General features: G+C 63.8%; 23 protein-coding genes. 5 read left to right on the top strand and 18 right to left on the bottom strand.

Annotated features, from left to right (window positions below; translation table 11 throughout):
• The first annotated feature begins 8 nt into the window (after positions 1 to 8).
• Together AC51GR_RS15590 and AC51GR_RS15585 are read left to right on the top strand one after the other, a co-directional pair.
• Positions 9 to 632 (top strand): precorrin-8X methylmutase, encoded by a 624-nt coding sequence (locus tag AC51GR_RS15590; protein WP_496325874.1) that lies wholly within the window; start codon positions 9 to 11, stop codon positions 630 to 632.
• The gene (locus AC51GR_RS15585; protein ID WP_496325545.1) at positions 629 to 2137 is read left to right on the top strand and encodes a precorrin-2 C(20)-methyltransferase; all 1509 of its coding nucleotides are present in this window, start codon (positions 629 to 631) and stop codon (positions 2135 to 2137) included. The genes AC51GR_RS15590 and AC51GR_RS15585 overlap by 4 nt, the downstream gene beginning before the upstream one ends.
• Here the strand turns inward: AC51GR_RS15585 and AC51GR_RS15580 are convergent.
• Genes AC51GR_RS15580 through AC51GR_RS15560 form a run of 5 tightly spaced genes read right to left on the bottom strand, consistent with a single transcriptional unit; the run spans position 2122 to position 7691 of the window.
• Positions 2122 to 2880 carry a cobalt-precorrin-6A reductase gene (locus AC51GR_RS15580; protein WP_496325544.1) on the bottom strand — a complete coding sequence of 253 codons (759 nt, stop codon included), beginning with the start codon at positions 2878 to 2880 and terminating at the stop codon, positions 2122 to 2124. The genes AC51GR_RS15585 and AC51GR_RS15580 overlap by 16 nt on opposite strands.
• Positions 2877 to 3644: a precorrin-4 C(11)-methyltransferase gene (gene cobM / locus AC51GR_RS15575; protein WP_496325543.1), complete on the bottom strand. Its 768-nt coding sequence runs from the start codon at positions 3642 to 3644 to the stop codon at positions 2877 to 2879. The genes AC51GR_RS15580 and cobM overlap by 4 nt, the downstream gene beginning before the upstream one ends.
• Positions 3641 to 4852: a precorrin-6y C5,15-methyltransferase (decarboxylating) subunit CbiE gene (gene cbiE, locus AC51GR_RS15570; protein WP_496325542.1), complete on the bottom strand. Its 1212-nt coding sequence runs from the start codon at positions 4850 to 4852 to the stop codon at positions 3641 to 3643. Before cbiE ends, cobM begins: the two co-directional genes overlap by 4 nt.
• A complete protein-coding gene (dprE2, locus tag AC51GR_RS15565) occupies positions 4849 to 5607 on the bottom strand; it encodes a decaprenylphospho-beta-D-erythro-pentofuranosid-2-ulose 2-reductase (RefSeq protein ID WP_496325541.1) in 759 nt (252 codons plus the stop codon). Before dprE2 ends, cbiE begins: the two co-directional genes overlap by 4 nt.
• A gap of 38 nt (positions 5608 to 5645) precedes the next feature.
• Positions 5646 to 7691 carry a TerD family protein gene (locus AC51GR_RS15560; RefSeq protein WP_496325540.1) on the bottom strand — a complete coding sequence of 682 codons (2046 nt, stop codon included), beginning with the start codon at positions 7689 to 7691 and terminating at the stop codon, positions 5646 to 5648.
• Between the two features lie 79 nt (positions 7692 to 7770).
• Here AC51GR_RS15560 and AC51GR_RS15555 point away from each other — a divergent pair, with 79 nt between their 5' ends.
• Positions 7771 to 8178: a PPOX class F420-dependent oxidoreductase gene (locus AC51GR_RS15555; protein ID WP_496325539.1), complete on the top strand. Its 408-nt coding sequence runs from the start codon at positions 7771 to 7773 to the stop codon at positions 8176 to 8178.
• Positions 8179 to 8186: 8 nt separating this feature from the next.
• On the opposite strand, the gene AC51GR_RS15550 is transcribed toward AC51GR_RS15555, so the two are convergent.
• Complete coding sequence (locus AC51GR_RS15550) at positions 8187 to 9686, bottom strand: HNH endonuclease signature motif containing protein (protein ID WP_496325538.1); 1500 nt, start codon at positions 9684 to 9686, stop codon at positions 8187 to 8189.
• 175 nt (positions 9687 to 9861) lie between these two features.
• The gene (locus tag AC51GR_RS15545) at positions 9862 to 10980 is read right to left on the bottom strand and encodes a M24 family metallopeptidase (protein WP_496325537.1); all 1119 of its coding nucleotides are present in this window, start codon (positions 10978 to 10980) and stop codon (positions 9862 to 9864) included.
• 193 nt (positions 10981 to 11173) lie between these two features.
• On the opposite strand from AC51GR_RS15545, the gene AC51GR_RS15540 reads away from it, so the two are divergent.
• A complete protein-coding gene (locus AC51GR_RS15540; RefSeq protein WP_496325536.1) occupies positions 11174 to 12199 on the top strand; it encodes an alpha/beta fold hydrolase in 1026 nt (341 codons plus the stop codon).
• A gap of 59 nt (positions 12200 to 12258) precedes the next feature.
• On the top strand, positions 12259 to 13191 hold the full coding sequence (locus AC51GR_RS15535; protein WP_496325873.1) for a 5'-3' exonuclease: 933 nt from the start codon (positions 12259 to 12261) through the stop codon (positions 13189 to 13191).
• 25 nt (positions 13192 to 13216) lie between these two features.
• Here the strand turns inward: AC51GR_RS15535 and AC51GR_RS15530 are convergent, their stop codons facing one another.
• The 11 genes from AC51GR_RS15530 to dop form a co-directional block, all read right to left on the bottom strand.
• Positions 13217 to 13993: a DUF4333 domain-containing protein gene (locus tag AC51GR_RS15530; RefSeq protein WP_496325535.1), complete on the bottom strand. Its 777-nt coding sequence runs from the start codon at positions 13991 to 13993 to the stop codon at positions 13217 to 13219.
• Positions 13994 to 14109: 116 nt separating this feature from the next.
• On the bottom strand, positions 14110 to 16902 hold the full coding sequence (locus tag AC51GR_RS15525) for a DEAD/DEAH box helicase (RefSeq protein ID WP_496325534.1): 2793 nt from the start codon (positions 16900 to 16902) through the stop codon (positions 14110 to 14112).
• Positions 16889 to 17860 carry a twin-arginine translocase subunit TatC gene (gene tatC / locus AC51GR_RS15520; protein WP_496325533.1) on the bottom strand — a complete coding sequence of 324 codons (972 nt, stop codon included), beginning with the start codon at positions 17858 to 17860 and terminating at the stop codon, positions 16889 to 16891. Before tatC ends, AC51GR_RS15525 begins: the two co-directional genes overlap by 14 nt.
• Positions 17861 to 17941: 81 nt before the next feature.
• Positions 17942 to 18202, bottom strand: coding sequence for a Sec-independent protein translocase subunit TatA (tatA, locus tag AC51GR_RS15515; protein ID WP_496325532.1), 261 nt, complete (start codon positions 18200 to 18202; stop codon positions 17942 to 17944).
• 113 nt (positions 18203 to 18315) lie between these two features.
• Entirely contained in the window at positions 18316 to 19287 is a 972-nt protein-coding gene (locus AC51GR_RS15510) for a helix-turn-helix transcriptional regulator (RefSeq protein WP_496325531.1), read from the bottom strand.
• A complete protein-coding gene (locus AC51GR_RS15505; RefSeq protein ID WP_496325530.1) occupies positions 19284 to 20279 on the bottom strand; it encodes a helix-turn-helix transcriptional regulator in 996 nt (331 codons plus the stop codon). The genes AC51GR_RS15510 and AC51GR_RS15505 overlap by 4 nt, the downstream gene beginning before the upstream one ends.
• 24 nt (positions 20280 to 20303) lie before the next feature.
• Entirely contained in the window at positions 20304 to 21662 is a 1359-nt protein-coding gene (gene pafA, locus AC51GR_RS15500) for a Pup--protein ligase (RefSeq protein WP_496325529.1), read from the bottom strand.
• Positions 21663 to 21702: 40 nt separating this feature from the next.
• A complete protein-coding gene (prcA, locus tag AC51GR_RS15495; RefSeq protein ID WP_496325528.1) occupies positions 21703 to 22455 on the bottom strand; it encodes a proteasome subunit alpha in 753 nt (250 codons plus the stop codon).
• Positions 22452 to 23312, bottom strand: a complete 861-nt coding sequence (prcB, locus tag AC51GR_RS15490) for a proteasome subunit beta (protein ID WP_496325527.1) — start codon at positions 23310 to 23312, stop codon at positions 22452 to 22454. Before prcB ends, prcA begins: the two co-directional genes overlap by 4 nt.
• Positions 23309 to 23500 (bottom strand): ubiquitin-like protein Pup, encoded by a 192-nt coding sequence (locus AC51GR_RS15485; RefSeq protein ID WP_331885465.1) that lies wholly within the window; start codon positions 23498 to 23500, stop codon positions 23309 to 23311. Before AC51GR_RS15485 ends, prcB begins: the two co-directional genes overlap by 4 nt.
• A gap of 124 nt (positions 23501 to 23624) precedes the next feature.
• Positions 23625 to 25124, bottom strand: coding sequence for a depupylase/deamidase Dop (gene dop, locus AC51GR_RS15480; RefSeq protein WP_496325526.1), 1500 nt, complete (start codon positions 25122 to 25124; stop codon positions 23625 to 23627).
• Positions 25125 to 25128 lie beyond the last annotated feature (4 nt).

Here is a 25128-nt window from a genome sequence, read left to right as displayed (position 1 = left end):
CGAGCACTATGTACACCTACATTCGAGACGGCGCCGAGATCTACCGGCAGTCATTCGCGACGATTCGTGCCGAATCCGATCTTTCAATGTTCGAAGACGACCTCTCGCAGGTCGTAGTCCGGATGATCCACGCCTGCGGACAGGTCGATCTGACCACCGACGTCCGGGCCAGTGCCGATCTGGTGACCGCAGCACGTACGGCACTCGAGGACGGTGCGCCGATCCTCTGTGATGCGAACATGGTCGCTTCCGGCGTCACCCGCAAGCGGTTGCCTGCGGGCAACGAGGTGCTCTGCCTGCTGGGTGACAATCGGCTCCCCGACCTGGCTGCCGAGCTGGAGACCACAAGAACCGCTGCGGCGGTGGAACTCTGGCGTCCCATGCTCGAGGGATCGGTGGTGGCGATCGGGAACGCACCGACCGCACTGTTCGCACTCCTCGAGCTGATCGATGCCGGCGGACCCCGGCCGGCCGCGGTCATCGGTGCGCCGGTCGGCTTCATCGGTGCCGCGGAATCGTGTGCAGCGCTTGCCGATCGGAACGACCTGGAGTACTTGACCGTACTCGGCCGTCGCGGCGGATCGGCGATCACCGCCGCCGCCCTCAACGCACTTGCCTCGAAGGTGGAATGACGATGACCAGCAGCGGAAAATTGTGGGGCGTGGGGTTGGGACCCGGGGACAGCGAGCTGGTCACCGTGAAGGCCGCGCGGGTCATCGGTGAGGTCGATGTGATCGCGTATCACTGTGCACGCCACGGCCGTTCGATCGCCCGGTCGGTTGCCGAACCCTATCTTCGGGATGGTCAGCTGGAGGTTCGGCTGATGTATCCGGTGACCACCGAGACGACCGATCATCCCGGCGGCTATCGCGGAGCGCTCGACGACTTCTATGCCGCCTCCGCGGAGGTTCTTGCCGAACATCTGCGGGCAGGTCGCTCGGTGGCGTTGCTGGCCGAGGGTGATCCGCTCTTCTACAGCTCGTATATGCACATGCACAAGCGACTGACCGACCGGTTCGACACCGAGATCATCCCGGGCGTCACATCGGTCAGTGCTTCGGCAGCCGCCACCGGGCTGCCGTTGGTCGAAGCCGATGAGACCCTGACCGTGTTGCCTGGCACGCTTCCGAAGGCCGAACTGGTTCGCCGACTGCGGGACAGTGATGCGGTGGCGATCATGAAACTGGGCCGCACCTTCCCGGAAGTGGTTGCAGCGTTGAGTGAGTCGGGTGTCCTCAGCCGGGCGTGGTATGTCGAACGAGCTTCGACGGGCGCACAGAAGGTGATGCCTGTCGTCGATGTCGACGCATCGACGGTGCCGTACTTCTCGATGGTCGTGATCCCGGGCGAGCTCAACAGTGCGCAACCACCGGCAGCGGATTCCGGTGCCATCGGCGAGGTCGTTGTCGTGGGCTTGGGACCAGGCGCCGACCGGTGGACGACTCCGGAAGTGCGCGCGGAGCTGGCCCAGGCCACCGACCTCGTGGGCTACAAGACCTATCTCGATCGGGTGACCCCCCGCCCCGGACAACGTATGCACCCCAGCGACAATCGGGTCGAGTCCGAACGGGCTTGCATGGCGCTGGATCTGGCGAAGAACGGCGCCCGGGTCGTTGTGGTGTCGTCCGGCGACCCCGGTGTCTTCGCGATGGCGGCTGCGGTGGTGGAAGAAGCGGCCGACCCGCAATGGCGCGATGTCCCGGTGCGGGTCGTGCCCGGGGTGACCGCGGCGAACGCCGTTGCCAGTCTGGCGGGCGCGCCGCTTGGACACGACTATGCGGTGATCTCGTTGTCCGACCGGCTCAAGAGCTGGGACGTGATCACTGCGCGCGTGCGTGCCGCGCTGGCCGCGGATTTGGTGCTCGCGATCTACAACCCGGGATCGGTCAGCCGGAATTGGCAGGTCGCCGAACTCAAGGACATCGTCTTGGAATCCAAGGACCCGTCGACACCGATCATCCTCGGGCGCGACGTCGGTGGCCCCGAGCAGTCGGTGGTGATCACCACCGTCGGGGAGTTCGATCCGGCCGTGGTCGACATGCGGACACTGTTGATCATCGGTTCGTCGACCACCACGGTCGTGGACCGTATCGGTGGTCCGCTGGCGTTCACCAACCGCCGCTACGAGAGCAACTGACGGACCCGGTCCGCGGCGGCCGAAGCCGTTTCGACGGTTTCGCCGCCGGGTGGGGACGGTCGCCGAACCATGACGACCGGTAGCGAAAGGCACCGCGCTGCTTCAAGTTTCGCTTGAACCAGTTGGCCTCCACTGTTCTTCGTGACGACCACGTCTATGCGGTGTTCGCGCAACAGGGCCAGTTCACCTTCGACGGTGTACGGGCCGCGGCTGCGGAGGATCTGATGCCGGGACGGCACCGACCGCTCGGGCGGGTCCACGAGTCGGATCAGGAACCAGGCGTCGTCGATGTCGGCGAAAGCATCGACGTCTTGGCGACCGGTGGTGAGGAAGACTCGGATATCGCCCTTTTCATGGGCCGATTCCGCGACGCTTCTGGCAGCGCCGGCGATGTCCGGGACGTCGATCCAGTGATCCCCCTGTTGCGCCGACCATTCGGGTCGTCGCAGTGTCAGCATCGGCACATCGAGACTCGCAGTTGCGGCTCCGGCATTGGCGGAGATCTGACGGGCGAACGGATGCGTCGCATCGACCACTGCCGTGCAGGTGTTGTCACGCAGCCACGTTCGCAGACCGTCGATGCCGCCGAACCCGCCGATCCGGACATCACCGACCGGTAGCGCCGGATTCTTGACCCGGCCGGCGAGTGAGGTGACAACCTGCACTCCGTCCCCGACGAGCTGCGCTGCCAGAGCGCGGGCTTCGGCGGTACCGCCCAGGATGAGGACCGTCCCCTCGCTCATGACAGATGGGGGTCGGTGCGCAGCTTGGTCATCCTGGCAGATGAATAGAGATAACTGTCCGGGAACTCTGCGGCGGCCAGGACGCGTCCGACGAAAATGACCGCCGTGCGCTGGATACCGTGTCGTTCCAGCTGGTTCGGGAGTTCGGTCAACGTGCACCGAACGATCTGCTGGTTGTCGCGGCCGGCGAAGGCGACCACTGCCGTCGGACAGTCGCTGCCGTAATGCGGCGTCAATGCATCCACGATTTGTAGGGCTCGATGGGCTGCCAGGTGGATCGCCATCGTGACACCCGTGCGGGCGAGCTCCTCGAGTTGCTCCCCCTCGGGCATATCGGTCGAGAGCGTGGACACTCGCGTAATCAGCAGCGACTGACCGACTCCCGGCACGGTGAGTTCCTGTCCCAATGCCGCAGCCGCCGCGGTGAAGGCCGGAACACCCGGGACGATCTCGTACGAGATTCCTTGCGGCTGCAGCAATCTGATCTGTTCGGCCACCGCCGAATACAGTCCGGGGTCGCCGGAATGCAAGCGCGCCACGTCATGGCCGGCACGGGTCGCGGTCACGATGTGCTCGATGATCTGCGGTAACGGCATCTTCGCGGTGTTGATCAATGTGGCGCCGGGGGGACAATGCTCGAGCATCTCAGCCGGGACCAGCGACCCGGCATAAAGGCAGGTGTTGCACCGCGAGAGCAGCTTTGCACCGCGAAGTGTGATCAGATCGGCGGCGCCGGGTCCGGCTCCGATGAAGTACACCGTCATGAGTTGATCCTCGGCTTGTCGGCGATCCACTGTGTCACCGGTAGGTTTGGACGCCAGGTCGTCATCGATCCCAGTGGCTCGGCGTGGTCGATCTGGAATCGACGAAGCGTACCGCCCAGGGCAGCATGCCATTTCACCAAAACAGCCTCGGATTCGAGGGTGACGGCGTTCGCCACGATCCGTCCACCGTCGAGCAGGGCATCCCAGCACTCCTCCACGACCCCCGGGATTGTCACCCCTCCCCCGATGAAAATCGCGTCGGGATCGGGTGCATGACCCAGCTGATCGGGTGCCGCCCCGAGGACGGTCAATCCTGCGCTCACACCGAGCTGGGCCGCGTTGTGCGCAATGCGTCCCCGGCGTACGTCGTTCGATTCGAAGGCGATTGCGGAGCAGGTCCGGTCGGTGCGCAGCCACTCGATGGCGACGCTACCCGCGCCCGCACCGACATCCCACAGCAGTTGGCGTGCGGCAGGCCGGAGGGCGGTGACTGTCAGCGCCCGCACCGCCTGTTTGGTCAGTTGCCCGTCGTGGCTGAAGTCGGTGTCCGGTAGACCTGCCTGGCTGCTGACGGCCGGACCAAGACAGTCAACGGCAACAATGTTGAGCTGGTCGCCGGCAGGTCCCGTCCAGGTTCGCGCGATACCGGTGACCTGGCGTTCCCGGTCGGAACCGAGCTGTTCGAGAACTGTCATCTGCGACCAGCCGAACCCATGAGCGGTGAGCAGGTCGGCGACGGCTGCCGGAGTGGTGTTGTCGCGACTCAGGATCAGCAGGCGAACGCTATCGGAGACATCGGAGAGGATCGAGTCAATCGGTCGATCGACAACACTGCTGATACGGGTCGTGGCCAGGTCCCAGCCGAGGCGGGCCGAGGCCAGGCTGACACTCGAGACGGCCGGCAGGATGCGAACATGTTGGGCGCCGACCTGTTTGACGATCGAGGCCCCGACGCCGTGGAACATCGGATCGCCCGAGGCAAGGATGTGAACGGTCTGCGGGTGTGGCTCGGCCAATAGTCGCCGCAAGTGTTCGGACATCGGGCTGTCCCACCGGTGACGTGTGGCTTCCAGAGGTGCAAGCAGATCCAGCTGGCGAGTGGAACCGTAAATGTCGGTGGCAGAGCGCAATTCGTCCTGCGATTTCCCGGACAGGCCGTCCCAGCCGTCGGCGCCGATACCGACGACCACAAACCTCGGTTCACTCATCGCGGCATCCGCCGCCAGATGGCCTGGGGCAGGAGTTTCATCACGAAGAAGACCGGGCGCAGTTTTCCGGGCACCCACACCACACGCTTACCTTGGTGCAACGCTTTCACCACTGCGTCGGCAACCTGTGGTGCGGTGCTCGACATCGGGGCAGGTTTGGTACCGGAGGCCATCAAATCTCTTGTCATGCTGCCGATGACAAAACCGGAGCGCACCAGCAGGAGGTGTACCCCGCTGCCGTGCAAGGCATCTGACAATCCGCTGGCGAAGCCGTCGAGTCCGGCTTTGGTGGAGCCGTAGACGTAGTTGGCGCGGCGGACCCGGACGCCGGCCACAGAAGAGAAGACGATGATATTGCCGCGCTTCGCGGCGCGCATCGCGACGGCCAACGGGGTCAGGACGCTGATCTGGGCGAGATAGTCGGTGTGTGCGATCTGCAGGGCGTGGGCACTGTCGACCTCTGCCCGCGCCTGATCGCCCAGGATGCCGAAGGCCACGATCGCATCGTCGATGGGTCCGTGCTCGGCAACGATCTGCTGGATGAGGCCCTCATGCGCCGAGGTGTCGTTCGCATCGAACTCGATGGTGTGGACTGCCGCCGCATTCTCGGACTCCAGCCGTTCGCGCTGATCAGCGAGGTCCTCTGATCGGCGAGCCGCCAAGATCACCGTCGCCCCGGCAGCGATCCGGGCCGCCACCTCCAGCCCGATCTCACTGCGACCACCGAACAGCACAACCACTCGCCCATTACTCACCGGGCCAGTATCCCAAACGACCAAATTTGGGGCTGCAGTCACTCCTTCACAGGGCTGGGCTTCTTCGGCGCACGGATCACCTGCAAGATGTCCCGATAGAATTCTTCGACCAGTTTGTTCGCTGAGATGACGACGTTTCCGCGGTTCCGGGCCAGCGTGTGGGAGCGAGTGATTTTGAACTGTTTGGGTAGCTTTCCATCCGCGGGAAGCAGCGCCTCGGGCTTATCGCGGAGGACTCCCAACAACGCACCTACGTTGGAAGACGTACGCCCGGCCAGAATCGATTCGATCCGGGTGTCCGCATGCGCATCGGGGATCTGTTTGACGATCCAATTGATGCGAGTCGCGGGACGTCCTTCCCGAGGGGCATCGATGATGGTCGAGCATTCCAGGACGTCGGACCGAAGGTCGATGGCCAGCGTCAATGTTCCGGTCGCGCCTGGGATACGCAGTGAGCCGAACATGAAGCCCGAGTCCGCCAACTGTTGAATCCGGCTGGTGCTGTCCGGTCGATACCTTGGGAAGATCGGTCGCACGTCCGCGCTCAGCAGACACGAGAGATCGTGGCCGATATGCCGGACCAACTGATCAAATAGATTGCATACCTCAACCGCGCCTTTTGAGTCGGCACTCAGGGTTTTGGTCTTCACCGCATCGCGAACTTGGCCCCACTGCGCCCCCATGTCGGTGAAGCCATGTAGTCCAGACTTTGGATGCTGTAGGTACCTGACAAACTCCTGCAAGATCCAACCCTGAGTCGAGTCTTGGACTTGTTTGTGCATCGACATCTGGATCGCAACCGATCGAATCTCGTCCCACGAAAGATGCTGTAGCGAGACCCTTTTGAGTTTGCGCTTGTCCACCACCACGGGATGCTGATCATGCGCACCCAACAACTGATTGCTGACGGTGATCACCGCATCGAATCCGAGGCTACGGGCGATGTCGATATAGGTCTCAACCTGATCGGTGGTGAGCTTGGATGACGAGGACTTGGCTTCGACCAGCGCGGTCCATTGCTTCGCCCCGCGGGTGATTCTGATCAATCCATCCGGACGAAGCTTCTTGTCATTCCATTCGAACTCGGGCTCGATGTACGTCTCGATCGATCCGGCCGGTCCACCGCTGCGCGCCACCATCTCGCGACCGAATTCCCGCACTCCGGCCATCACGGCCAAGAGCGCTGAGACCGCGCGTCGTTCGCGTTCATCGCCGGTACCGATTGCGGACACCGAGAACAAGCGAGAGCGATCCCACTCCGCGCCGCCTTCGGCCAGTTCGGGAACCAGCGACCACGATGGCAACTTCGGTGGACGGAGTGCCTTTCTGGTGGTCATTGAAGATTTCACCGAGGGCTTGGTCGCAACTGACTCGGCCACCACCGCGATGTCAGCAGGAGTCACATCAACATCTGCCGGTGCGGTTTCCTGAGTGTCCACCGCGACAGTGTCCGCCCCAGGTGAACCGTTCTCGCCAGATTCGGCGGGGTCGTCGATCTCCACACCGAACTCAGCCGCCAACGCGGCCAGTCCGCCCGAGTATCCCTGGCCGATCGCCCGAAACTTCCAGAGGGAATCCCGACGATAGAACTCGCCGAACAGCAATGCCCGGACCGGCTCGTCGACTGACAGATTGAAACGTGCTGTTGGGTTATCCGAATCGCCTGGCATAAGGGTGATTTCGAGGCTCTCAGCATGAGCGAAGGTCGAGTTGGCGCCATCGTCGAGGCTGGCGCCTACGACGATTCGTTCGATTTCGTCCGGTAAACGGGCAAAATCCACGTATAGGAGGTCGTCGATCGGCGATGGATCAGCGGTTGAATCCTCATCGGAGGCCTCGTTTCCATCGAGTCGGACAGCTCCGCCGGCGCCTTCACGTTGGTTGTAGAACACAAAATCGGCGTTCGATCGGACCTTGTCGCTTGCGTCCAGCAACAGAATGCTGGCATCGGGCGTCGGCGCTTCCTCTCCGGGAAATCTGCTGACCACGCTTACGGCGACCACATCGTCACCACCACCCAAGGATTCGATGGAAACATTCTGTCCGCGAATAAGTTCCAAAGGTGCGCTGGCGAGGTCAGTCATCGACTGATGATTTCATGCACACGGTATCTAGTGAGTGATCCGAACAATTGAACTTCGTAGCGTTGGCTAAGGTCGACTTGTGCCCAAAACAGCAGACGACCTCACCCCCGCAGCACTGGACTTCCTCACCGAACGCCACCTCGGGAGTCTGACCACCGTCCGTGCGTCGGGGACCCCCCATGTTGTCGCTGTGGGATTCACCTACGACGCCGAGGCGAAGATCGCGCGAGTGATCACCTTCGAAGGCAGCCAGAAGGTGAAGAACGTCGACCGCTCCGGATACGCGGCGGTATTTCAGGTGAACGGTCCACAGTGGTTGACGTTGGAAGGCGAAGCATCAGTCCACCGTGACCCAGAGGCTGTCGCCGAAGGTGTTCGCCGCTACGCGGCTCGCTACAAAGAGCCCAAAGTGAACCCACGCCGCGTGGTCATCCAGATCAACGTAGAGCGTGTATTGGGCTCGCAGTCGCTGATGGTCACCGCCTGAGCAATAAGCTAGGCATCTTGGTGCGGGCTATCCGGTTCGGGATCGGGTTGGACCTCAGGTTCGCGGTCCGTCAGTTCCGCCAACTTTTCGGCCAACACCGCCCGGCGATCGGCCAGTACCTTCTCCCAGGCTGCTGCGAGGGTTTCGTTGACATGCTGGGCCCGGTTGACCCGCGGTTTTCGTTCCGGATCCACCGACGCCGGCGGTATCCACCCGACCCGACCCGTGTCGGGGCCTTCGGTGATCATGATCGTCTGCCACTGATGCGGTCCATCACCGATGAGTTTGTGGTGCGGCGGGCAGGCTGATCCCATCATGTCGATATCGGTCAAACCCCCATTGATCCAGGCAAGCAGATGATGGGCCTCGACCCAGGTCGCCGGATTGGTACAACCAGGATGCGAACAACCCCGATCCCGGACGAACAACGCCAACCGTTGCCCCTTCTGCGCGGTCCGTTTGGTCCGGGCAAGATACAACACCTCAGCACTGTGGTCAGCAAAGACGGCCAGATATTTGTCCGACCGCGCCGCCAGATCCAGGGCCTCTTCGACCGGAATATCCACCCCCGACGCCGTTCTGGCGATCCCCGCACACTCGTCGAGCTGCTGCTTGGTCATCGTGATGACCAACTGCGCCGGCAAACCACGATGCGACTTGCCCAGCAGATTGCACTCCAAAATGGTCTTCAGGATCGCCTTGAGCGCGTCGTGACATTGTTGGCCCTTCGAACGGGTATCCCGCTCAGCAGCAGCTCTGACCAGCTCCGCATCCTGTTTCGGATCATCGGACGCACCGGTCGGCGAGTTCGGGTCGGCTGGATTGTTCATCCCCGGCGCCGCCCACACATCCATCACCGTCCGCAACAAGGCCAACGTTTCCGGGTCCAGGGTGCCGGTGATCTTGGCCATCAAATCCACCCCCTGATCCCCGATACCCATCGACCGTTTACGAGCCCGATCCGAATCATCGGTCAACCGACCATCAGGGTCGACCCGGGCCAACACCGCGCGACCGGCGGCGGTCAACTGGGTGGGATCTTGGCCGACGGCCTCTTCGGTCATCCAATGATCCACCACGTCATACACTGCCGGATCAGAGGCCGACGGGATCTGTTTGCGCACATCCAACATGACATCCATATGCGCCGCCCCGATCAAACCTTTCGACCACGCCTGCTCGGCCGCAGGGCATTTCGGCGCCAACACCTCACCCTGCAACGTATGAAACCGGCCCACCGCCTCCAGGGCCCGGATCCGGGACATGGTTTGCCCTTTGGTCAACCGCAACTCGCTACGGGTGAAACCGAACAGTGACGAATACCCGGCTTCGGTAAACGATGACCGATCCGAGACCCGCAACAGGTGACGCAACCCGGTGAACTCGACCTTACGGGCGATCCGTTCATGCACCCGCACAAGCTCATTGACTTCCGCGCCAGACATATCGGAATCAGCGCAGTCCGCGATATCGGCAACGAGCAACTCCAACTCGAGGTACTTGCGCACCAATACCGGAACCGGCGAGGAATCAACCGAAGAGTCAACCGAAGATTCAACAGGCGGATCGTCAGTCATCATGCCCCCCAGCACATCTGATCAGAACGCTTTCAATCAGTGTACCCTGGAGGGCTCAATAAGTCGAACATTTATCCGAACTGATCGAGCCGATCTGAGGCCTGGATCAGACCGACTTCAGCTCGTGTGGTCGGGAATTGAACGCTTCGCAGCCATCTTCGGTGACGACCACGATGTCTTCGATGCGTGCGCCCCAACTGTCGGGGAAATAGATGCCCGGCTCGATGCTGAATGCCATGCCCGGACGCAGCGGAATGTTGTTGCCCGCAACGATATACGGCTCTTCATGAACCGAGAGGCCGATGCCGTGACCGGTGCGGTGAACGAACTTGTCGGCGAGTCCGGCGGCTGCCAATACGTCCCGGGCCGCGGCGTCGACCTCCTCGGCGGTGACGCCGGGGCGCACTGTGGCCACAGCGGCCCGCTGGGCTTGTTGCAGCCACTCATACTGACGCGCGATGACATCGGAAGGTGTACCGACACAGTAGGTTCGGGTGCAATCGGAGTTGTATCCCGGCGCGACCGGTCCGCCGATATCCACGACAACCATGTCGCCGTCCTCGATCACCCGGTCCGACACCTCGTGATGGGGGTCGGCACCGTTGGGGCCGGATCCCACGATGATGAACTCGGCTCGGGTGTGCCCTTCGGCGAGAATGGCGGCGTCGATGTCCGCAGCGACCTCACGTTCGGTGCGACCGGCTTTGAGCCACTCCCCGACCCGCGCATGTACTCGGTCGATCGCGGCGCCGGCCCGGCGTAACGCGTCGATCTCGGCGTCGTCCTTGATCATCCGCAATTCACGCAGGACAGCAGTGGCGAGTTCTGGTGCGCCGCCCCATCGGCCTGCCAGTGGGACCGTGTGCAGCGCAGGCGTCGCGTCGGAGACGGCGTATCGGTCGCCTGCTCCTCCGGCAGCAACAACTGCGAGTGCATAGGCATCCTGGCCGTCAACCCAATCGTGGACGGTCAAGCCGAGTTCGCCGACGGCCGACTCGCGCAGCGCCGCCAACTCCAGCCGTGGCACAACTACTTCGGGAGCCCGGCCCGGACTGATCACCAGGGCGGTGAGCCGTTCGAATGTGCTGGCCCGAGAGCCCGTCAGATACCGCAGGTCGGGTCCGGGAGTGATGAACAGCGCTGACAGGCCCGCTTGCGCCGTGAGCTCCTGCGCCCGATCCAGACGTGACTTGTACACCGCTGCCGAGAATCGTTGATCTGCCATGGATTCAAGGCTATCGGTCGCACCGCTCGTGATGTGGCCGGCCGCCGGACGCGTGTCACAACGCGGCGGAGGTGTGTTCCAGTCGAATCACAACATGCAATGAGCGATCTCTAACCGGGCGAAAACACCGTTTTACGCGGAGAATGCAGGCAACGGAAGATATCAGTTCTGAACATACCCCCAGGAGGTCACCGTGGACCGCGAAGGCGTCCGACGTCGACTACGGGCTGTTCCTACCGATGATTCTCAGGTCCAGTTCGCAAACCTGCATGGATACAAGCGTGCCTATCGGATGGCCGGCTCGGGTCCGGCGTTGCTGTTGTTGCACGGAATCGGCGACAACTCCCTGGCCTGGGAACCTGTGTTCACGCAGCTCAGCGAGAAATACACGGTGATCGCACCCGACTTTCTCGGACACGGTTTCTCGGACCGTCCACGTGCCGACTACTCGGTACCCGCTTTTGCCAACGGAATGCGCGATCTGTTGACGTACCTCGACATCGAAAGGGTGACGATCGTCGGTCATTCACTCGGCGGTGGTGTGGCCGGGCAGTTCGCGTATCAGTTCCCCGAGATGGTCGAACGGTTGGTGCTGGTGGGCACCGGCGGTGTCACCAAGGATGTCAATCCGGTCCTGCGAGCGTTGTCACTGCCTTTCTCCGAGTACGCCCTGGGGGTGGTCTCGGTCCCGGGAGTGTTCTCCGCATTTGCAACGGCTTCGCGCACGTTGCGCGATCGTCTGCCGTTTGCACTGTTCCGTGACAACAACGAGATCGTCCGGGTGCTCGAACGGATGCCGGAAAAGGGATCGGCCGAGGTCTTCGCCCGGACCTTGCGATCAGCTGTCGACTGGCGCGGTCAGGTGGTCACCATGCTCGACCGCTGTTACCTGAGCGCCGGTATCCCGACCCTGATCGTGTGGGGCTCGGACGATCAGGTGATCCCGGTGCAGCACGCCCATATGCTCCACAGCGCGATGCCCGGCTCTCAGATGGTCATCTTCGACAAGGCCGGTCATTTTCCGTTCCGGGATGACCCGAACCGCTTCATCGACCTGCTCTTGTCCTTCGTGGCCTCGACGGCCCCGGCGAACATCAGTCGGGCCGACGTGAAAATCGCGTTGCGACAGGGTCCTTCGAGTCAGCCGCTCACCGGCGATGCCGAGTCGCAACTGGCCGTGCTCGATGTCCTGGGTTCGGACGAACGCAGCGCCACCTGACCGCAGTGCTCCGATGATCGGCGCCGATCTGGCATGGTTTAGGCATGACTGCCCCAGTGATGTTGCTCGATGGTGCCAGCCTCTGGTTTCGGGCCTTTCATGCCCTGCCCGAGAAGATGACGGCACCCGACGGGCGTCCGGTCAACGCAGTCCGCGGATTCGTCGACATGATCGCTTCTCTGGTCACCCGGGAGCATCCGCAACGACTGATCGTGTGCCTGGACCTCGACTGGCGGCCGGCCTTCCGCACCGATCTCATCCCGTCGTACAAGGCGCATCGCGTGGCCGCAGGTGCGAGCGACGGGTCTGAAGAGGTCCCGGACACCCTGACACCTCAGGTCGACATGATCATGAAAGTTCTGGCCGCTGCCGGGATCGCCACGGCGGGAGCGGAGGGCTGCGAAGCCGACGACGTGATCGGAACCCTCGCCGACTCCGAAGCCAAAGATCCGGTGGTGGTGGTCAGCGGTGATCGCGACCTGCTGCAGGTGGTTTCCGACGACCCGGTTCCGGTGCGCGTGCTGTACGTGGGACGCGGCCTGGCCAAGGCCGAGATGTTCGGGCCGGAGGAACTCGCCGAGAAGTACGACGTACCAACAGCGAATCCGGGTTCGGCCTACGCCGAGATGGCGATCCTGCGCGGAGATCCGTCGGACGGGTTGCCAGGGGTGACGGGCATCGGTGAGAAGACCGCGTCGAAGCTGCTTCACGAGTTCGGAAACCTGGACGAACTCGAACGCGCGGCATCGACAACGAGCGACAAGCGGATCTCACCGCGTCAACGCAAGTCGCTCGCCGAGGGCGCGGACTACCTGCGCGGGGCCCGCACCGTTGTGTTCGTCAAGACCGACGCGGAGATCATCGGCGACACCGAAGGTCGCCTCCCCGCCGCACCCGCCGACCCCGCAGCGCTTGCCGACCTGATCGAAGAACTCGGTATCGGCTCATCGATCGGCCGACTGGGCAAGGCACTCGGCTGGCAGATGGGCTGACGCGTCCACCGGCCGTCCGAACTGCCTACTGGGTGGTCGGCTGACCGACCTCGTACTTGCCCTCATCGTCGAGGAACGTGATCTTGACCTGCTGGTTCGCGCCGGCAACGGTCGCGGTGCAGGTGAAGCTGCTGCCCTTCTTGATCTCCTGATCGGCGGGGCACCGGACGTTCTCGACGTCTTTGGCCTGGTAGTCGTTCTCCAGAACCGACGCCACACCTTTCTGGGCCGCGTCTTGGCTGAGAACCTTCGTCACGGCGAATCCCGGAAGCCAGAATGCGGTGACCGCCAGGACGACGGCGGCGACACCGACCACTGCGGCACCGATGATCAGCGGCAGCCTCTTCGACTTCTTCGGTGGTGTCATACCCGCGAACTGGTCGCCACCGGGCTGCCCGAACTGCCCCGGCTGGCCGTACTGCCCGAACTGATCCGGCTGGCCGGGTTGGCCGTACTGGCCCGGTTGACCCTGGGGCGCACCGTATTGCGGCTGCTGGCCGTATTGCGGTGCACCTGGTTGTCCGTACTGAGGAGGCTGTCCCGGCTGGCCGTATTGACCGGGCTGACCGTACTGCTCCGGCTGACCGTATGGACCGGGCTGTTGCGGAGGCTGCTGGCCCCAACCATGCTGGGCGGGTTGACCTTGCGGCGGCTGGCCGCCGGCCGGGTAGCCGTAGGTCTGCTGGTTCCACGGGTCAGAACCCTGACCCGGTTGCCCTTGCCCTGGCTGCCCTTGTCCTGGTTGCCACTGCCCGGGTGCGGAACCGCCACCCTGGTTGTTCGGGTCGTTGGGCCCGCTCATGTATTTCCCTCCACCTGTTCGCGTCGCGCGATCGCAAGTCCAGGACTTCCGAACCCCGAACATACCGCACAACCTATTGCCGTTCGGGCAGGCGCTCAGCGAAAACTCGCGGGCGCTCAGCCGAGTTCGACAGCCACAACGCCGCGCCGAATCGCCGTGATCGCCGCTGCCGCCGAACGGGCCAGCTTCGAGCGATCCGATCCGCCGAGCCCGGCTGCGACCCGCATCTGCTCGAGGAGGTCGATGACCTGACGGCTCCAGCGAACGAAATCTCCGGCAGGCAGAGAGGTGCCCTGCTCGCCCGCTGCCGCGAGTACCTCGGTCAGGCCGCGACCGGTCGCCCACAGGTGAATGGCCGTGGCGAAACCGGCATCCGGCTCGCGGGTCGGTTCCACCATGTGACTCATCTCGACACGCGCCAGGTCTTTCCATGCTGCATGCGTGCGACTCAACGCTTCTCGCACACTGGAGACACCGGTCACCAGATCAGCGCCACCGTACGAGTCTCGGCGTGACTGGTACACCACCGCCGAGGCGACGGCCGCGAGTTCGGCTGCGCCGAGGTGGTCCCAGAGCCCGGTGCGGATGCACTCGCAGATGAGCAGATCGCTCTCGCTGTAGACCCGACTCAGGACTTCGCCGGCGGGCGTCACGGTCATGTCGCCGTTCGACTTGTGTTCGACCTGTTCGAGATAACCCAACTCGGTGAGAACCGCGACGACCCGATTGAAGTTGACGGCCAGTGTGGACGTGCGGGCCGACACCGATTCTTCGAGTGCCGCGATCTCCCGCGACACCCGGTTACGGCGTTCGGCGAGCCGGAACAACTCGTCGTGAGCGGGGATCTGATGCGCCGGGTGCTCACGCAACTCTGTGCGAAGACGGTTCAGGCCAGGGTCATCGGCGGCCCGGGTGCGCCTGGTCTGCTTGCCGCGGGGCATCTCGATGCCCGTGGAACGCAGCGCCGAGGCGAGGTCACGACGACCCCGGCCGGTACGGCGATCGACCTGCTTCGCCAGCCGCATGTGGCCGAGTACCTGTGGTGGGTTGAGGAAATCCCGCGGGCCGACCCGACCGGCCCAGCCGTCCTCACAGAGCACCAACGGTTTTGGGTCGCGCAAGTCGGTTGCGGGCTCCAACACCACCGCCAGCCCACGATGCCGACCACCGGCCAGGCCGATGACCTGACCACGCTTGAGCGCGGCGAGGTCTTCAACCGTGCTCTGCTGCACAGCCATTCGGTTCTCGAACTTCAGCGAACGTTCACGGGCCCGGATCTCTTCACGAAGACGGGTGTACCCGAGAAAGCCGTCGATGCCGGCGTCGAGGCCGCGGCCTTCGGCCCGCGCCTCCAGTTCCACCTCGATCTTGCGGAGTTGGCGGCGTGCGGTGTCGATCTGCCGGGCCTGTCCGACCACGGACCGGTCGGCCTGGAACTGTGCGAACGAGCGGTCGAGCAGGTTACGGGAACCGGCCAGTCCCAGACGGCCGATCAGGTTGACGGCCATGTTGTATTCCGGCGCAAAGGAACTGCGCAACGGGAACGTACGAGCACCGGCGAGTCCGGCGACCCGGGTGGGGTCGAGGTCCTCGGTCCAGACGACCACGGCATGGCCTTCGACGTCGATCCCACGCCGCCCGGCCCGGCCGGTCAGCTGGGTGTACTCCCCCGGCGTCAGGTCGTTGTGTGACTCGCCGTTGTACTTGATCAATCGCTCCAGCACCACGGAACGGGCGGGCATGTTGATGCCCAAAGCCAGTGTCTCGGTGGCGAATACAACCTTGACCAAACCTTTGACGAACAGCTCTTCAACCGCGTGCCGGAAGGCGGGCAGCAGTCCGGCATGGTGCGCGGCGAAACCGCGTGTCAATCCCTCCCGCCAGCTGTGAACACCGAGCACGTCCTGGTCCGAGGGGGTCAGCTCGGCGACATACTTGTCGACGATCAGATTCACCTGCTCGACCTGGTCCTGTTCGAGCAGCCGCAAACCCGAACGCAGGCACTGACTCAGCGCGCCCTCACAGCCGGCCCGCGAGAAGATGAAGCTGATGGCCGGAAGCAGGCCATCGCGATCCAGACGTGCGATGAGCTCGGGCCGCGACACCGGACGGACGCCGCTGCGACGGTGATCGCTTCGCTGACCACGTCCCCGTGGACCGCGGATGGAGAAGTCGTCATCGCGCCGCGCTGCCAGTTCCCGTTGGCGGATGTAGCGGGTCAGCTCCGGATTGACCGCCGGCTTCTTGTTCGGGTCCTTGGGGTCGCGATGATCGAACAGATCGAACAACCGGTTGCCGACCAGCATGTGCTGAGTGAGCGGGATGGGCCGGTGCTCGTCGACGATGACGGTCGTGTCGCCGCGAACGGTCTGGATCCAGGACCCGAATTCCTCGGCGTTGCTGACCGTGGCCGACAGACTCACCACCCGTACCGAGGGTTCGAGATGCAGGATGACCTCTTCCCAGACGGCTCCGCGGAACCGGTCGGCAAGAAAGTGGACCTCATCCATCACCACATGCGACAGGTTCTGCAGCGCGGGTGAGTTCGCGTAGATCATGTTGCGCAGCACTTCGGTGGTCATCACAACGACCGGGGCGTGGGAGTTGATCGACGAATCACCGGTCAGCAAACCGATGTTTTCGGCACCGTGCGCGCGAACCAGATCGGCGAACTTCTGGTTGCTCAGCGCCTTGATGGGTGTGGTGTAGAAGCATTTCGACCCACCGGCGAGCGCCAGGTGTACCGCGAACTCACCGACAATCGTCTTGCCGGCGCCGGTCGGCGCGCAGACGAGGACACCATGACCGTCTTCCAGCGCTATGCAGGCATCACGTTGGAATGGATCAAGGGCAAACGCCTGTCGCCCGGCGAACTTCTCGAGTTCGGTGCGTGTTTCAGAGAGTGTCATCGTAGAGATCGGCTCCACTGCCTCGGGACGTCGCCGACACCGGTTCTGGTGGTTGCACCGGATCAGGAACATGCCCGACCGGGCCTGCCGGATCGATCGGAGCGGCTTCGTCGTCGCTCACGTTGCCCCATTCCTGGGCCTCACGCTTCGCTTTACGGTAATCGTGCAGGTGAGCGACCTGGATGGCGATCTCGAGCAAGATCGAGAGCGCGCCGGCCAGTGCCAGCATGGTGAATGGATCCGAGCCCGGGGTGAAGAAGGCCGCGAAGACGAACATGCCGAAGATGAGGCCACGTCGCCACGCCTTCAATCGCGCATACGTCAGGACGCCAACCATGTTCAGCGCGACGATCAGCAACGGCAGTTCGAAACTGACACCGAAGATGATCAGCAGGTGGATGAGGAAGCTGAAGTACTGATCACCGGCCAGTGCCGTGATCTGCACGTTGTCGCCGATCGTCAACAAGACCTCGAACGCCTTCGCCATCACCAGGTAGGCCAGCGCCGTTCCGGCGAGGAACAGGGCTGCGGCGAAGGAGACGAACGTGACCGCGTACTTGCGTTCCTTCTCGACCATGCCGGGGGTGATGAACTGCCACAGTTGGTAGAACCAGATCGGGCAGGCCATGACGATGCCCGCGGTCAGAGCGACTTTGAGGCGCAGCATGAACTGGTCGAACGGGCCCGTCGCCAGGAGGCGACACGTGTCGTCGCCGGTGAGATTGGCACGGGACGACGCCGGCAGATCACAGTAGGGCTGGCGCAGCAGGTCGCCGAGGGACGAGAGGCCGAAAAACCCGTGCGAATACCAGACGAATCCGAGGATTGTGGTCAGGGCGATCGCCAGGACAGAGATCAACAGTCGGTTACGCAGCTCGCGAAGGTGGTCGACCAACGACATGGTGCCGTCAGGATTCACCTTGCGCTTACGGCGCCGAGGGTCAAAAGGTATGCGCACGTGGTCGACTACTCAGGGGTCGGTTGTAGGCGGGTCACCTGGACACAAGTGACCCACCCACCAGAACGGCGAGGACGAGGATCAGGCGGAACGACGTTCGGATTCGGGGGTATTCGTCGGTGTTCCGTCAAGACCCGAAGTGATCTGTGGCCGCGACTCGGGAGTCTGCGCCGATGCGGGCTTGTCCGAATTGTTCTCGTTCTGCATCTCCTTGACCTCACTCTTGAAGATGCGCATCGAACGTCCCAGACCGCGCGCGGCGTCCGGCAGCTTCTTCGATCCGAAAAGGATCAAGAACACGACCACCACAAGAATGATGTGCCATGGCTGTAATGCATTCATTGTGCAGTTACCTCTCCCGTTGAGTTCCTCCGCAATGCTACCGGACTCGGGCCAACCCTAACGGGTCGAACAACGGCCTCACAGCGAGCGGTCAGCGGATGGACAAGTCAGGTTCAGCGGTACATGGACAGCGCGGCAGTGGCCCGTGCCCGGACCTCGTCGGCCATCTCCGGATCACGGACCCTGATCTTGCCACCGAAGCCGAGGATGAATCGGATGAGCCAGTCGGCCGACCCGTACCTCATGGTGGCGACAACCGGCCCCTGCGAACCGGCCAGACCGTCCGGGTCCAAAGGCTCGATCAGGTAATAGTCGAGAACCCAGACCACGTCCTGATCGATCTCGACCACCGCTTCGGGCAGGTCGGAGTCACTGTCGAACAGGGCCAAGGCGCTGCCATCGGTCGTCGGCGGCGGCGAACTGGTCTCGTCGAGCACCGTTGCCGCTTCGATCCGGTCGAAGCGGAACAGCCGGATGCCCTCGCTGCTCCGGCACCAACCCTCGAGATACCCGCGACCCTGGATCGCCTGGATGCGGATCGGATCGACCACCCGCTCTCCGACGACGTCTCGGGTGGCCGAGTAATACCGCAACCGCACCGCCCGGTGGCCGCGGACCGCCTCACGAACCGCGGTCACCGCTTCGGAGTCACCGGTCTTGGACAGGTCGGCCGGTGTCTCGGTGACCGCCTCACCGAGACTCGATCCCATCGCGTTCTCGATCTTTGCGATGGCTCGCCTGGCCGCGGCGGGATCGACGACCCCGGACGCATCGATCAACGAACGTAGGGCCACGAGCAGCGGAGCGGCCTCGGACCCGGTCAGTTTCAACGGCCGGTCGATGCCGGCCGAGAAGGTCACCGCGACACCGTCCTCGACGCTGTCGGGGGTGAAGGACAAGTCGATCAGGTCGCCCGGCGTGTATCCGGGAAGGCCACACATCCACAGCTGCTGCAGGTCCTCGAGAACCTGCTTGGGTGTGGTGCCCAGGTCGACGGCCGCTTTGGCGGCATTGACGCCGGGATGGGCCAAGAAGTACGGGACCATGGCCAGCATGCGGTTGAGTCGATCGGTTCCCGCACTCATCGGGCCGCCTCGCTGAGTATGTCGAGTTCCTCGATGACGTTCTCACGCAGTTCCGGCGGATCGAGGACGAACGCGTCGGTGCCTGCGCCGAGCACCTGACGGGTCAGACCATCGGTCGACCTCATCGCGATGCTCAGGATGCTGCCGGCCCGCCCCTCGTGTTTCCCGGGCTGCGACGACGTCGCGATGCGGCGCAAACCGGCGGCCCGGTTCTCGGCCACCCAGACATGGGCCGTGACGGCCGGTCCGGATCGATCGACGGCTTCGGCGACGATCTGACGAAGATCGACATTGCTGGGCCGGGTCAGTTCGCCTGCCCTGCCGAATGGGGTCACCGACAGGATGCGGGTGAGCCGATAGGTACGGGTCTGTCCGCGGTCCCGGTCATGTCCGACGAGATACCAGCGCCCGAGATGGGTGACCACACCCCACGGTTCGACGGTCCGGGTCACATGGGGCGACGTCGGCCCCGGCCGGTGCTCGAAACGGACCGGGCGGTTCTCGTCGAGCGCGGCGAGCAATGCACCGAGCACCGCAGGCGACCCGATACCTTGCGGGGCACTCGAATGAATCGCCGTGGAGTTCTCGTCGAACGCCGATCCCGGATCCATCTGGACGCCGGCCGCACGCAACTTCATCAAGGCGCTGTGACTGGAGGCCGCGAGCTCCGGCGATTCCCACAGTGCCGCGGCAAGTGCCACCGCGGCAGCCTCGTCGGGGTCGAGCGAGATATCGGGCAGTTCGTACTCGGCCCGGTTGATCCGGTAGCCGTCGACTGACGAGAATCCCGACGAACGGCCGGTTTCCACCGGGATACCGAGGTCGCGCAGCTCGTTCTTGTCGCGCTCGAACATCCGGTTGAAGGCCTCATCGGACTTCGAATCCTGATATCCGATCACACTGTTGCGGATTTGATCGGCGGAAAGATACTGACTGGTGGACAGCAAGCAGATCACCAGGTTCATCAGCCGTTCAACCTTGTTGGTCGCCACGGGATCAGCCTAGGACACAGACCTTCACATAGATGCGATCAGGCGTTCGACGCGCTCATCGACGTTGCGGAACGGGTCTTTGCAGAGCACGGTGCGCTGGGCCTGGTCGTTCAGCTTGAGGTGCACCCAATCGACGGTGAAGTCACGACCAGCCTTCTGCGCGGCCGCGATGAAGTCTCCACGGAGCTTGGCCCTGGTGGTCTGCGGCGGCGTGTCCACCGCAGCCGCGATCGCCTCATCGGTGGTGACCCGCGCGGCCAGACCCTTGCGCTGCAACAGATCGAACACGCCGCGCCCGCGTTTGATGTCGTGGTAGGCCAGATCGAGCTGCGAGATCTTGGGATCGGACAGCTCCATCGAGTACCGGTCCTGGTAGCGCTGGAACAATTTGCGCTTGATCACCCAGTCGACCTCCGTGTCGACCTTCGCGAAATCCTGGGTCTCGACCGCGTCGAGCATCCGGCCCCACAGGTCGACCACCTGGGTCATCTGCTGATTCGGCTCACGCGTCTTGAGATGTTCGACCGCGCGTGAGTGGTATTCGCGCTGGATGTCGAGCGCGGTGGCCTGACGTCCGCCGGCGAGCCGGACCGGACGGCTGCCGGTGAGATCATGCGAGACCTCGCGGATGGCTCGGATCGGGTTGTCCAGAGCCAGATCGCGGAACGCGACCCCGGCCTCGATCATCTCCAGCACCAGCGCCGCCGACCCGACCTTGAGCATCGTGCTGGTCTCGGCCATGTTCGAATCCCCCACGATCACGTGCAGGCGCCGGTATTTCTCGGCGTCGGCATGGGGTTCGTCGCGGGTGTTGATGATCGGACGGCTACGGGTGGTCGCCGACGAGACACCTTCCCAGATGTGTTCGGCCCGCTGCGACAGGCAGAATGTCGCGGCCTTGGGCGTCTGCAGAACCTTGCCCGCACCACAGATCAACTGCCGCGTGACCAGGAACGGCAACAGGACGTCGGAGATCCGCGAGAACTCCCCGGCCCGGACCACCAGATAATTCTCGTGGCAGCCGTACGAATTGCCCGCGGAGTCGGTGTTGTTCTTGAACAGATAGATGTCGCCGCCGATGCCTTCGTCGGCCAGCCGTCGCTCGGCATCGATCAGCAGGTCTTCCAGGACCAACTCGCCCGCCCGGTCGTGCTCGATCAACTGTTGCAGGTTGTCGCATTCGGCGGTCGCGTACTCGGGGTGCGAGCCCACGTCGAGATAGAGGCGCGCCCCGTTCTGCAAGAACACATTGGACGACCGGCCCCACGACACCACGCGGCGGAACAGATACCGCGCCACCTCGTCGGGACTGAGCCGCCGATGTCCGTGAAAAGTGCACGTGACACCGAACTCGGTTTCGATACCCATGATTCGTCGCTGCACGTTTACAACCCTACTGCCGTGTGACCAGAGAAGAACTTCTTCAGTTGTTGGTTTCGCGGGCCGGAAGGAGGTCGACCAGGGTCGATCCCGTCAGACGCCGGAACGCGCGGCGCGGGCGACCGTGGTCGAGGATGGCCACTTCGAGGTCACCCGGCTGCAGTGTGCGAGGTTCGGGCGTCGACGAACTGCTCGACGAAGACGACGAACCATTGCCGGCCGGTGGTGTTTCCAAAGCCGTGACCGCCGATGCCAACGCAGCCCTCAGGTCTGCCTCCGGATCGTAAGAATCCTTCATCGAGGCCGTGATCGACTCGGTGGAACCGCCCATCACCAGGAAGCGGGTCTCGTCGACGATCGAGCCGTCGTAGGTGATCCGGTACAGCTGGGACGGACCGGGTTTGCCGGGACGGCTGACCTCGGCCACGCACAACTCGACCTCATAGGGCTTCGGTTGTTCGGTGAACACCGCCCCGAGCGTGCTGGCGTAGGCATTGGCCAGTGACAGTCCGCTGACGTCGGCGCGGTCGTAGTTGTATCCGCGCATGTCGGCATGCTGGATCCCGGCCTTGCGCAGGCTTTCGAACTCGTTGTATTTGCCGACCGCGGCGAATCCGATGCGGTCATAGATCTCGCTGACCTTGCGCAACGTGTTCGACGGGTTCTCCGCCACGAACAGGACCCCGTCGGCGTAGGTCAGTGCGACGACGCTGCGACCGCGGGCAATGCCCTTGCGGGCCAGCTCCGAACGATCGCGCATGATCTGTTCGGCACTGGCGTAATACGGGAAGGTCATGCGTCACCGCCCTTCTGGAAATCGCGGTTGGCGGTGTCGTCGTCGGTGCCGTGGTAATCCGCCGATCGCCTGCTGATGACACCGCGTGCCGACTGCTCGATCGTGGCGGCGGAGACCTCTGCGGCACCATCCGCGGTGACGGTCACGGCAGTGGGATACAGACCGCGCACCATGTCGGGGCCGCCGGTTGCCGAATCGTCATCGGCCGCGTCGTACAGCGACTCGATGGCGACTGCCAAGGCTTCGTCCGCGGTCAGATCGCTGCGGTAGAGCTTCTTGATGGCCGACTTGGCGAACACCGATCCGGAGCCGATGGCCTGATAGCCGCCGTGCTCCTCGTGGCGGTCGCCGGCGACGTCGAAGGAGAAGATCCGTCCCGGACGCGCCGGATCGACACCGTCGGGGTCGTACCCGACGAGCAGTGGGATCGCGGCCAGCCCGGCCATTGCGGCCTGCAGGTTCGACCGGACCATCGACGCGAGCCGGTTCACCTTGCCGTCGAGGGTGAGGGAAACGCCCTCGATCTTCTCGTAGTGCTCGAGTTCGACGGCGAACAGGCGGATCATCTCGATGGCCACACCTGCGGTACCGGCGATACCGGCAGCCGAGTACTCGTCGGTGATGAAGACCTTGCGCATGTCGCGGCTGGCGATCAGGTTGCCGGAGGTGGCGCGCCGGTCACCGGCCAGGACCACACCACCGGGATAGGCCACGGCGACGATGGTGGTGCCGTGCGGGATGTTTGCAGCCATATCCGGCGAAACCCTGTTCCTGGGCAACAGATCTGGTGCGTTGTTACGCAAATAGTCGGAGAAAGATGAGATGTCCTGGCCGAGGGACCGGATCCGATCGGTCACTGGCCGCCCTTCTGTACATAGGCGCGGACGAAGTCCTCTGCGTTCTCCTCCAACACGTCGTCGATCTCGTCCAGCAGGTCGTCGGTGTCGTCGGCCAGCTTCTCGCGGCGTTCCTGACCTGCACCCGAATCTGCACCGGCGCCGTCGTCGTCGTTACCGCCCGTGCGCTTGGTTTGTTCCTGCGCCATCGCTGCCTCCTTCAGACCACGGTCCCGCTGGGACCGTACGTTCTATCACCCTACCGGTCGAATGTGATCTGGCCACGGATATGCACGTGCGGAGGCGGCGATTTCACTGCCCCCGTACTCGGTTCTAGGTGGTGAGTTGGGCGACCAGATCGGCTGCGGAGTCGACCGAATCGAGCAACTCGCCCACGTGCGCGCGGCTCCCACGTAGTGGTTCGAGCGTCGGAATCCGCACCAGCGACTCCCCGCCGAGGTCGAAGATGACCGAATCCCAACTCGCGGCCGCGATGTCGGCACCGAAGCGGCGCAGGCACTCACCCCGGAAGTACGCGCGGGTGTTCTCCGGCGGGCTGCCGATCGCATCCATCACCTGTTGCTCGGTGGTCAGCCGCTTCATCGATCCGCGGGCGACCAACCGGTTGTAGAGTCCCTTGTCCAGTCGCACGTCCGAGTACTGCAGGTCGACGAGGTGCAGTCGCGGCGCCGACCAGGCCAGGTTCTCGCGCTGCCGGAAACCCTCGAGCAGCCGGAGCTTCGCGGGCCAATCCAGGAGGTTTGCGCATTCCATCGGGTCGCGTTCGAGTTTGTCCAGCACGTCGGCCCAGGTGTCGATGACATCCTTGGCGCGCGCGTCATCGCTGTGATTGGCGTCGTGGAACGCACTGACGCGTTCGAGGTAAATCCGTTGGAGCGCAAGGGCGGTCATCTCGCGTCCGTCGGCGAGCGCAACCGTCGTCTGCAGGGTCGGGTCGTGGCTGATGACGTGCACGGCGTGAACCGGCCGGGCCAGTTCGAGATCCCGCAGCTCGACGCCCGCCTCGATCAGGTCGAGAACGAGCGAGGTGGTGCCGACCTTCAGGTAGGTGGCGGTCTCGGCGAGGTTGGCGTCACCGATGATCACGTGCAGCCGGCGGTACCGCTCGGGGTCCGCATGCGGCTCGTCGCGCGTGTTGATGATCCCGCGCTTGAGCGTGGTCTCCAGACCGACCTCGACCTCGATGTAGTCGGCGCGCTGGCTCAGCTGGAAGCCCGATTCGTCGCCGGACTGACCGATGCCGACCCGGCCTGAACCGGTGAAGACCTGCCGGGAGGCGAAGAACGGTGTGAGACCGGTGATCACCGCGTTGAACGGTGTCGACCGGGCCATCAGGTAGTTCTCATGCGTCCCGTACGACGCACCCTTGCCGTCGATGTTGTTCTTGTACAACTGCAGTTTCGGGGCTCCTGGAACGCTCGCCACGTGCCGGGCCGCGGCCTCCATGACCCGTTCGCCCGCCTTGTCCCAGATGACCGCGTCGAGCGGGTCGGTCACCTCCGGCGCCGAATACTCGGGGTGGGCGTGATCGACGTAGAGCCGGGCGCCGTTGGTCAGGATCATGTTGGCGGCACCGACCTCGTCCGCGTCGATGATCGGAGCCGGTCCGGACCCGCGCCCGAGGTCGAAACCGCGAGCGTCACGCAGGGGCGATTCGGGCTCGTAATCCCACCGCGTGCGCTTTGCACGAGGGACTCCGGCCGCGGCCGCGTACGCGAGCACGGCCTGCGTCGAGGTCATGATCGGGTTGGCACCTGGATCGTTCGGAGCCGAGATTCCGTATTCGACTTCGGTTCCGATTATGCGCTGCATGGGG

The sequence above is a fragment of the Williamsia sp. z71 genome, assembly GCF_059553375.1.
Note: the sequence above shows the minus strand (reverse complement) of the source record. Positions and strands in the feature narration are given on the sequence as shown.

What these genes read in the sequence shown, in the direction of transcription:
- AC51GR_RS15590 (WP_496325874.1), top strand. Translation starts at nt 9, where the DNA reads ATGTACACCTACATTCGAGACGGCGCCGAGATCTACCGGCAGTCATTC.
- AC51GR_RS15585 (WP_496325545.1), top strand. Translation starts at nt 629, where the DNA reads ATGACGATGACCAGCAGCGGAAAATTGTGGGGCGTGGGGTTGGGACCC.
- AC51GR_RS15580 (WP_496325544.1), bottom strand. Translation starts at nt 2,880, where the DNA reads ATGAGCGAGGGGACGGTCCTCATCCTGGGCGGTACCGCCGAAGCCCGC.
- cobM (WP_496325543.1), bottom strand. Translation starts at nt 3,644, where the DNA reads ATGACGGTGTACTTCATCGGAGCCGGACCCGGCGCCGCCGATCTGATC.
- cbiE (WP_496325542.1), bottom strand. Translation starts at nt 4,852, where the DNA reads ATGAGTGAACCGAGGTTTGTGGTCGTCGGTATCGGCGCCGACGGCTGG.
- AC51GR_RS15560 (WP_496325540.1), bottom strand. Translation starts at nt 7,691, where the DNA reads ATGACTGACCTCGCCAGCGCACCTTTGGAACTTATTCGCGGACAGAAT.
- AC51GR_RS15545 (WP_496325537.1), bottom strand. Translation starts at nt 10,980, where the DNA reads ATGGCAGATCAACGATTCTCGGCAGCGGTGTACAAGTCACGTCTGGAT.
- AC51GR_RS15535 (WP_496325873.1), top strand. Translation starts at nt 12,259, where the DNA reads ATGTTGCTCGATGGTGCCAGCCTCTGGTTTCGGGCCTTTCATGCCCTG.
- AC51GR_RS15530 (WP_496325535.1), bottom strand. Translation starts at nt 13,993, where the DNA reads ATGAGCGGGCCCAACGACCCGAACAACCAGGGTGGCGGTTCCGCACCC.
- AC51GR_RS15525 (WP_496325534.1), bottom strand. Translation starts at nt 16,902, where the DNA reads ATGACACTCTCTGAAACACGCACCGAACTCGAGAAGTTCGCCGGGCGA.
- tatA (WP_496325532.1), bottom strand. Translation starts at nt 18,202, where the DNA reads ATGAATGCATTACAGCCATGGCACATCATTCTTGTGGTGGTCGTGTTC.
- AC51GR_RS15510 (WP_496325531.1), bottom strand. Translation starts at nt 19,287, where the DNA reads ATGAGTGCGGGAACCGATCGACTCAACCGCATGCTGGCCATGGTCCCG.
- prcA (WP_496325528.1), bottom strand. Translation starts at nt 22,455, where the DNA reads ATGACCTTCCCGTATTACGCCAGTGCCGAACAGATCATGCGCGATCGT.
- AC51GR_RS15485 (WP_331885465.1), bottom strand. Translation starts at nt 23,500, where the DNA reads ATGGCGCAGGAACAAACCAAGCGCACGGGCGGTAACGACGACGACGGC.
- dop (WP_496325526.1), bottom strand. Translation starts at nt 25,124, where the DNA reads ATGCAGCGCATAATCGGAACCGAAGTCGAATACGGAATCTCGGCTCCG.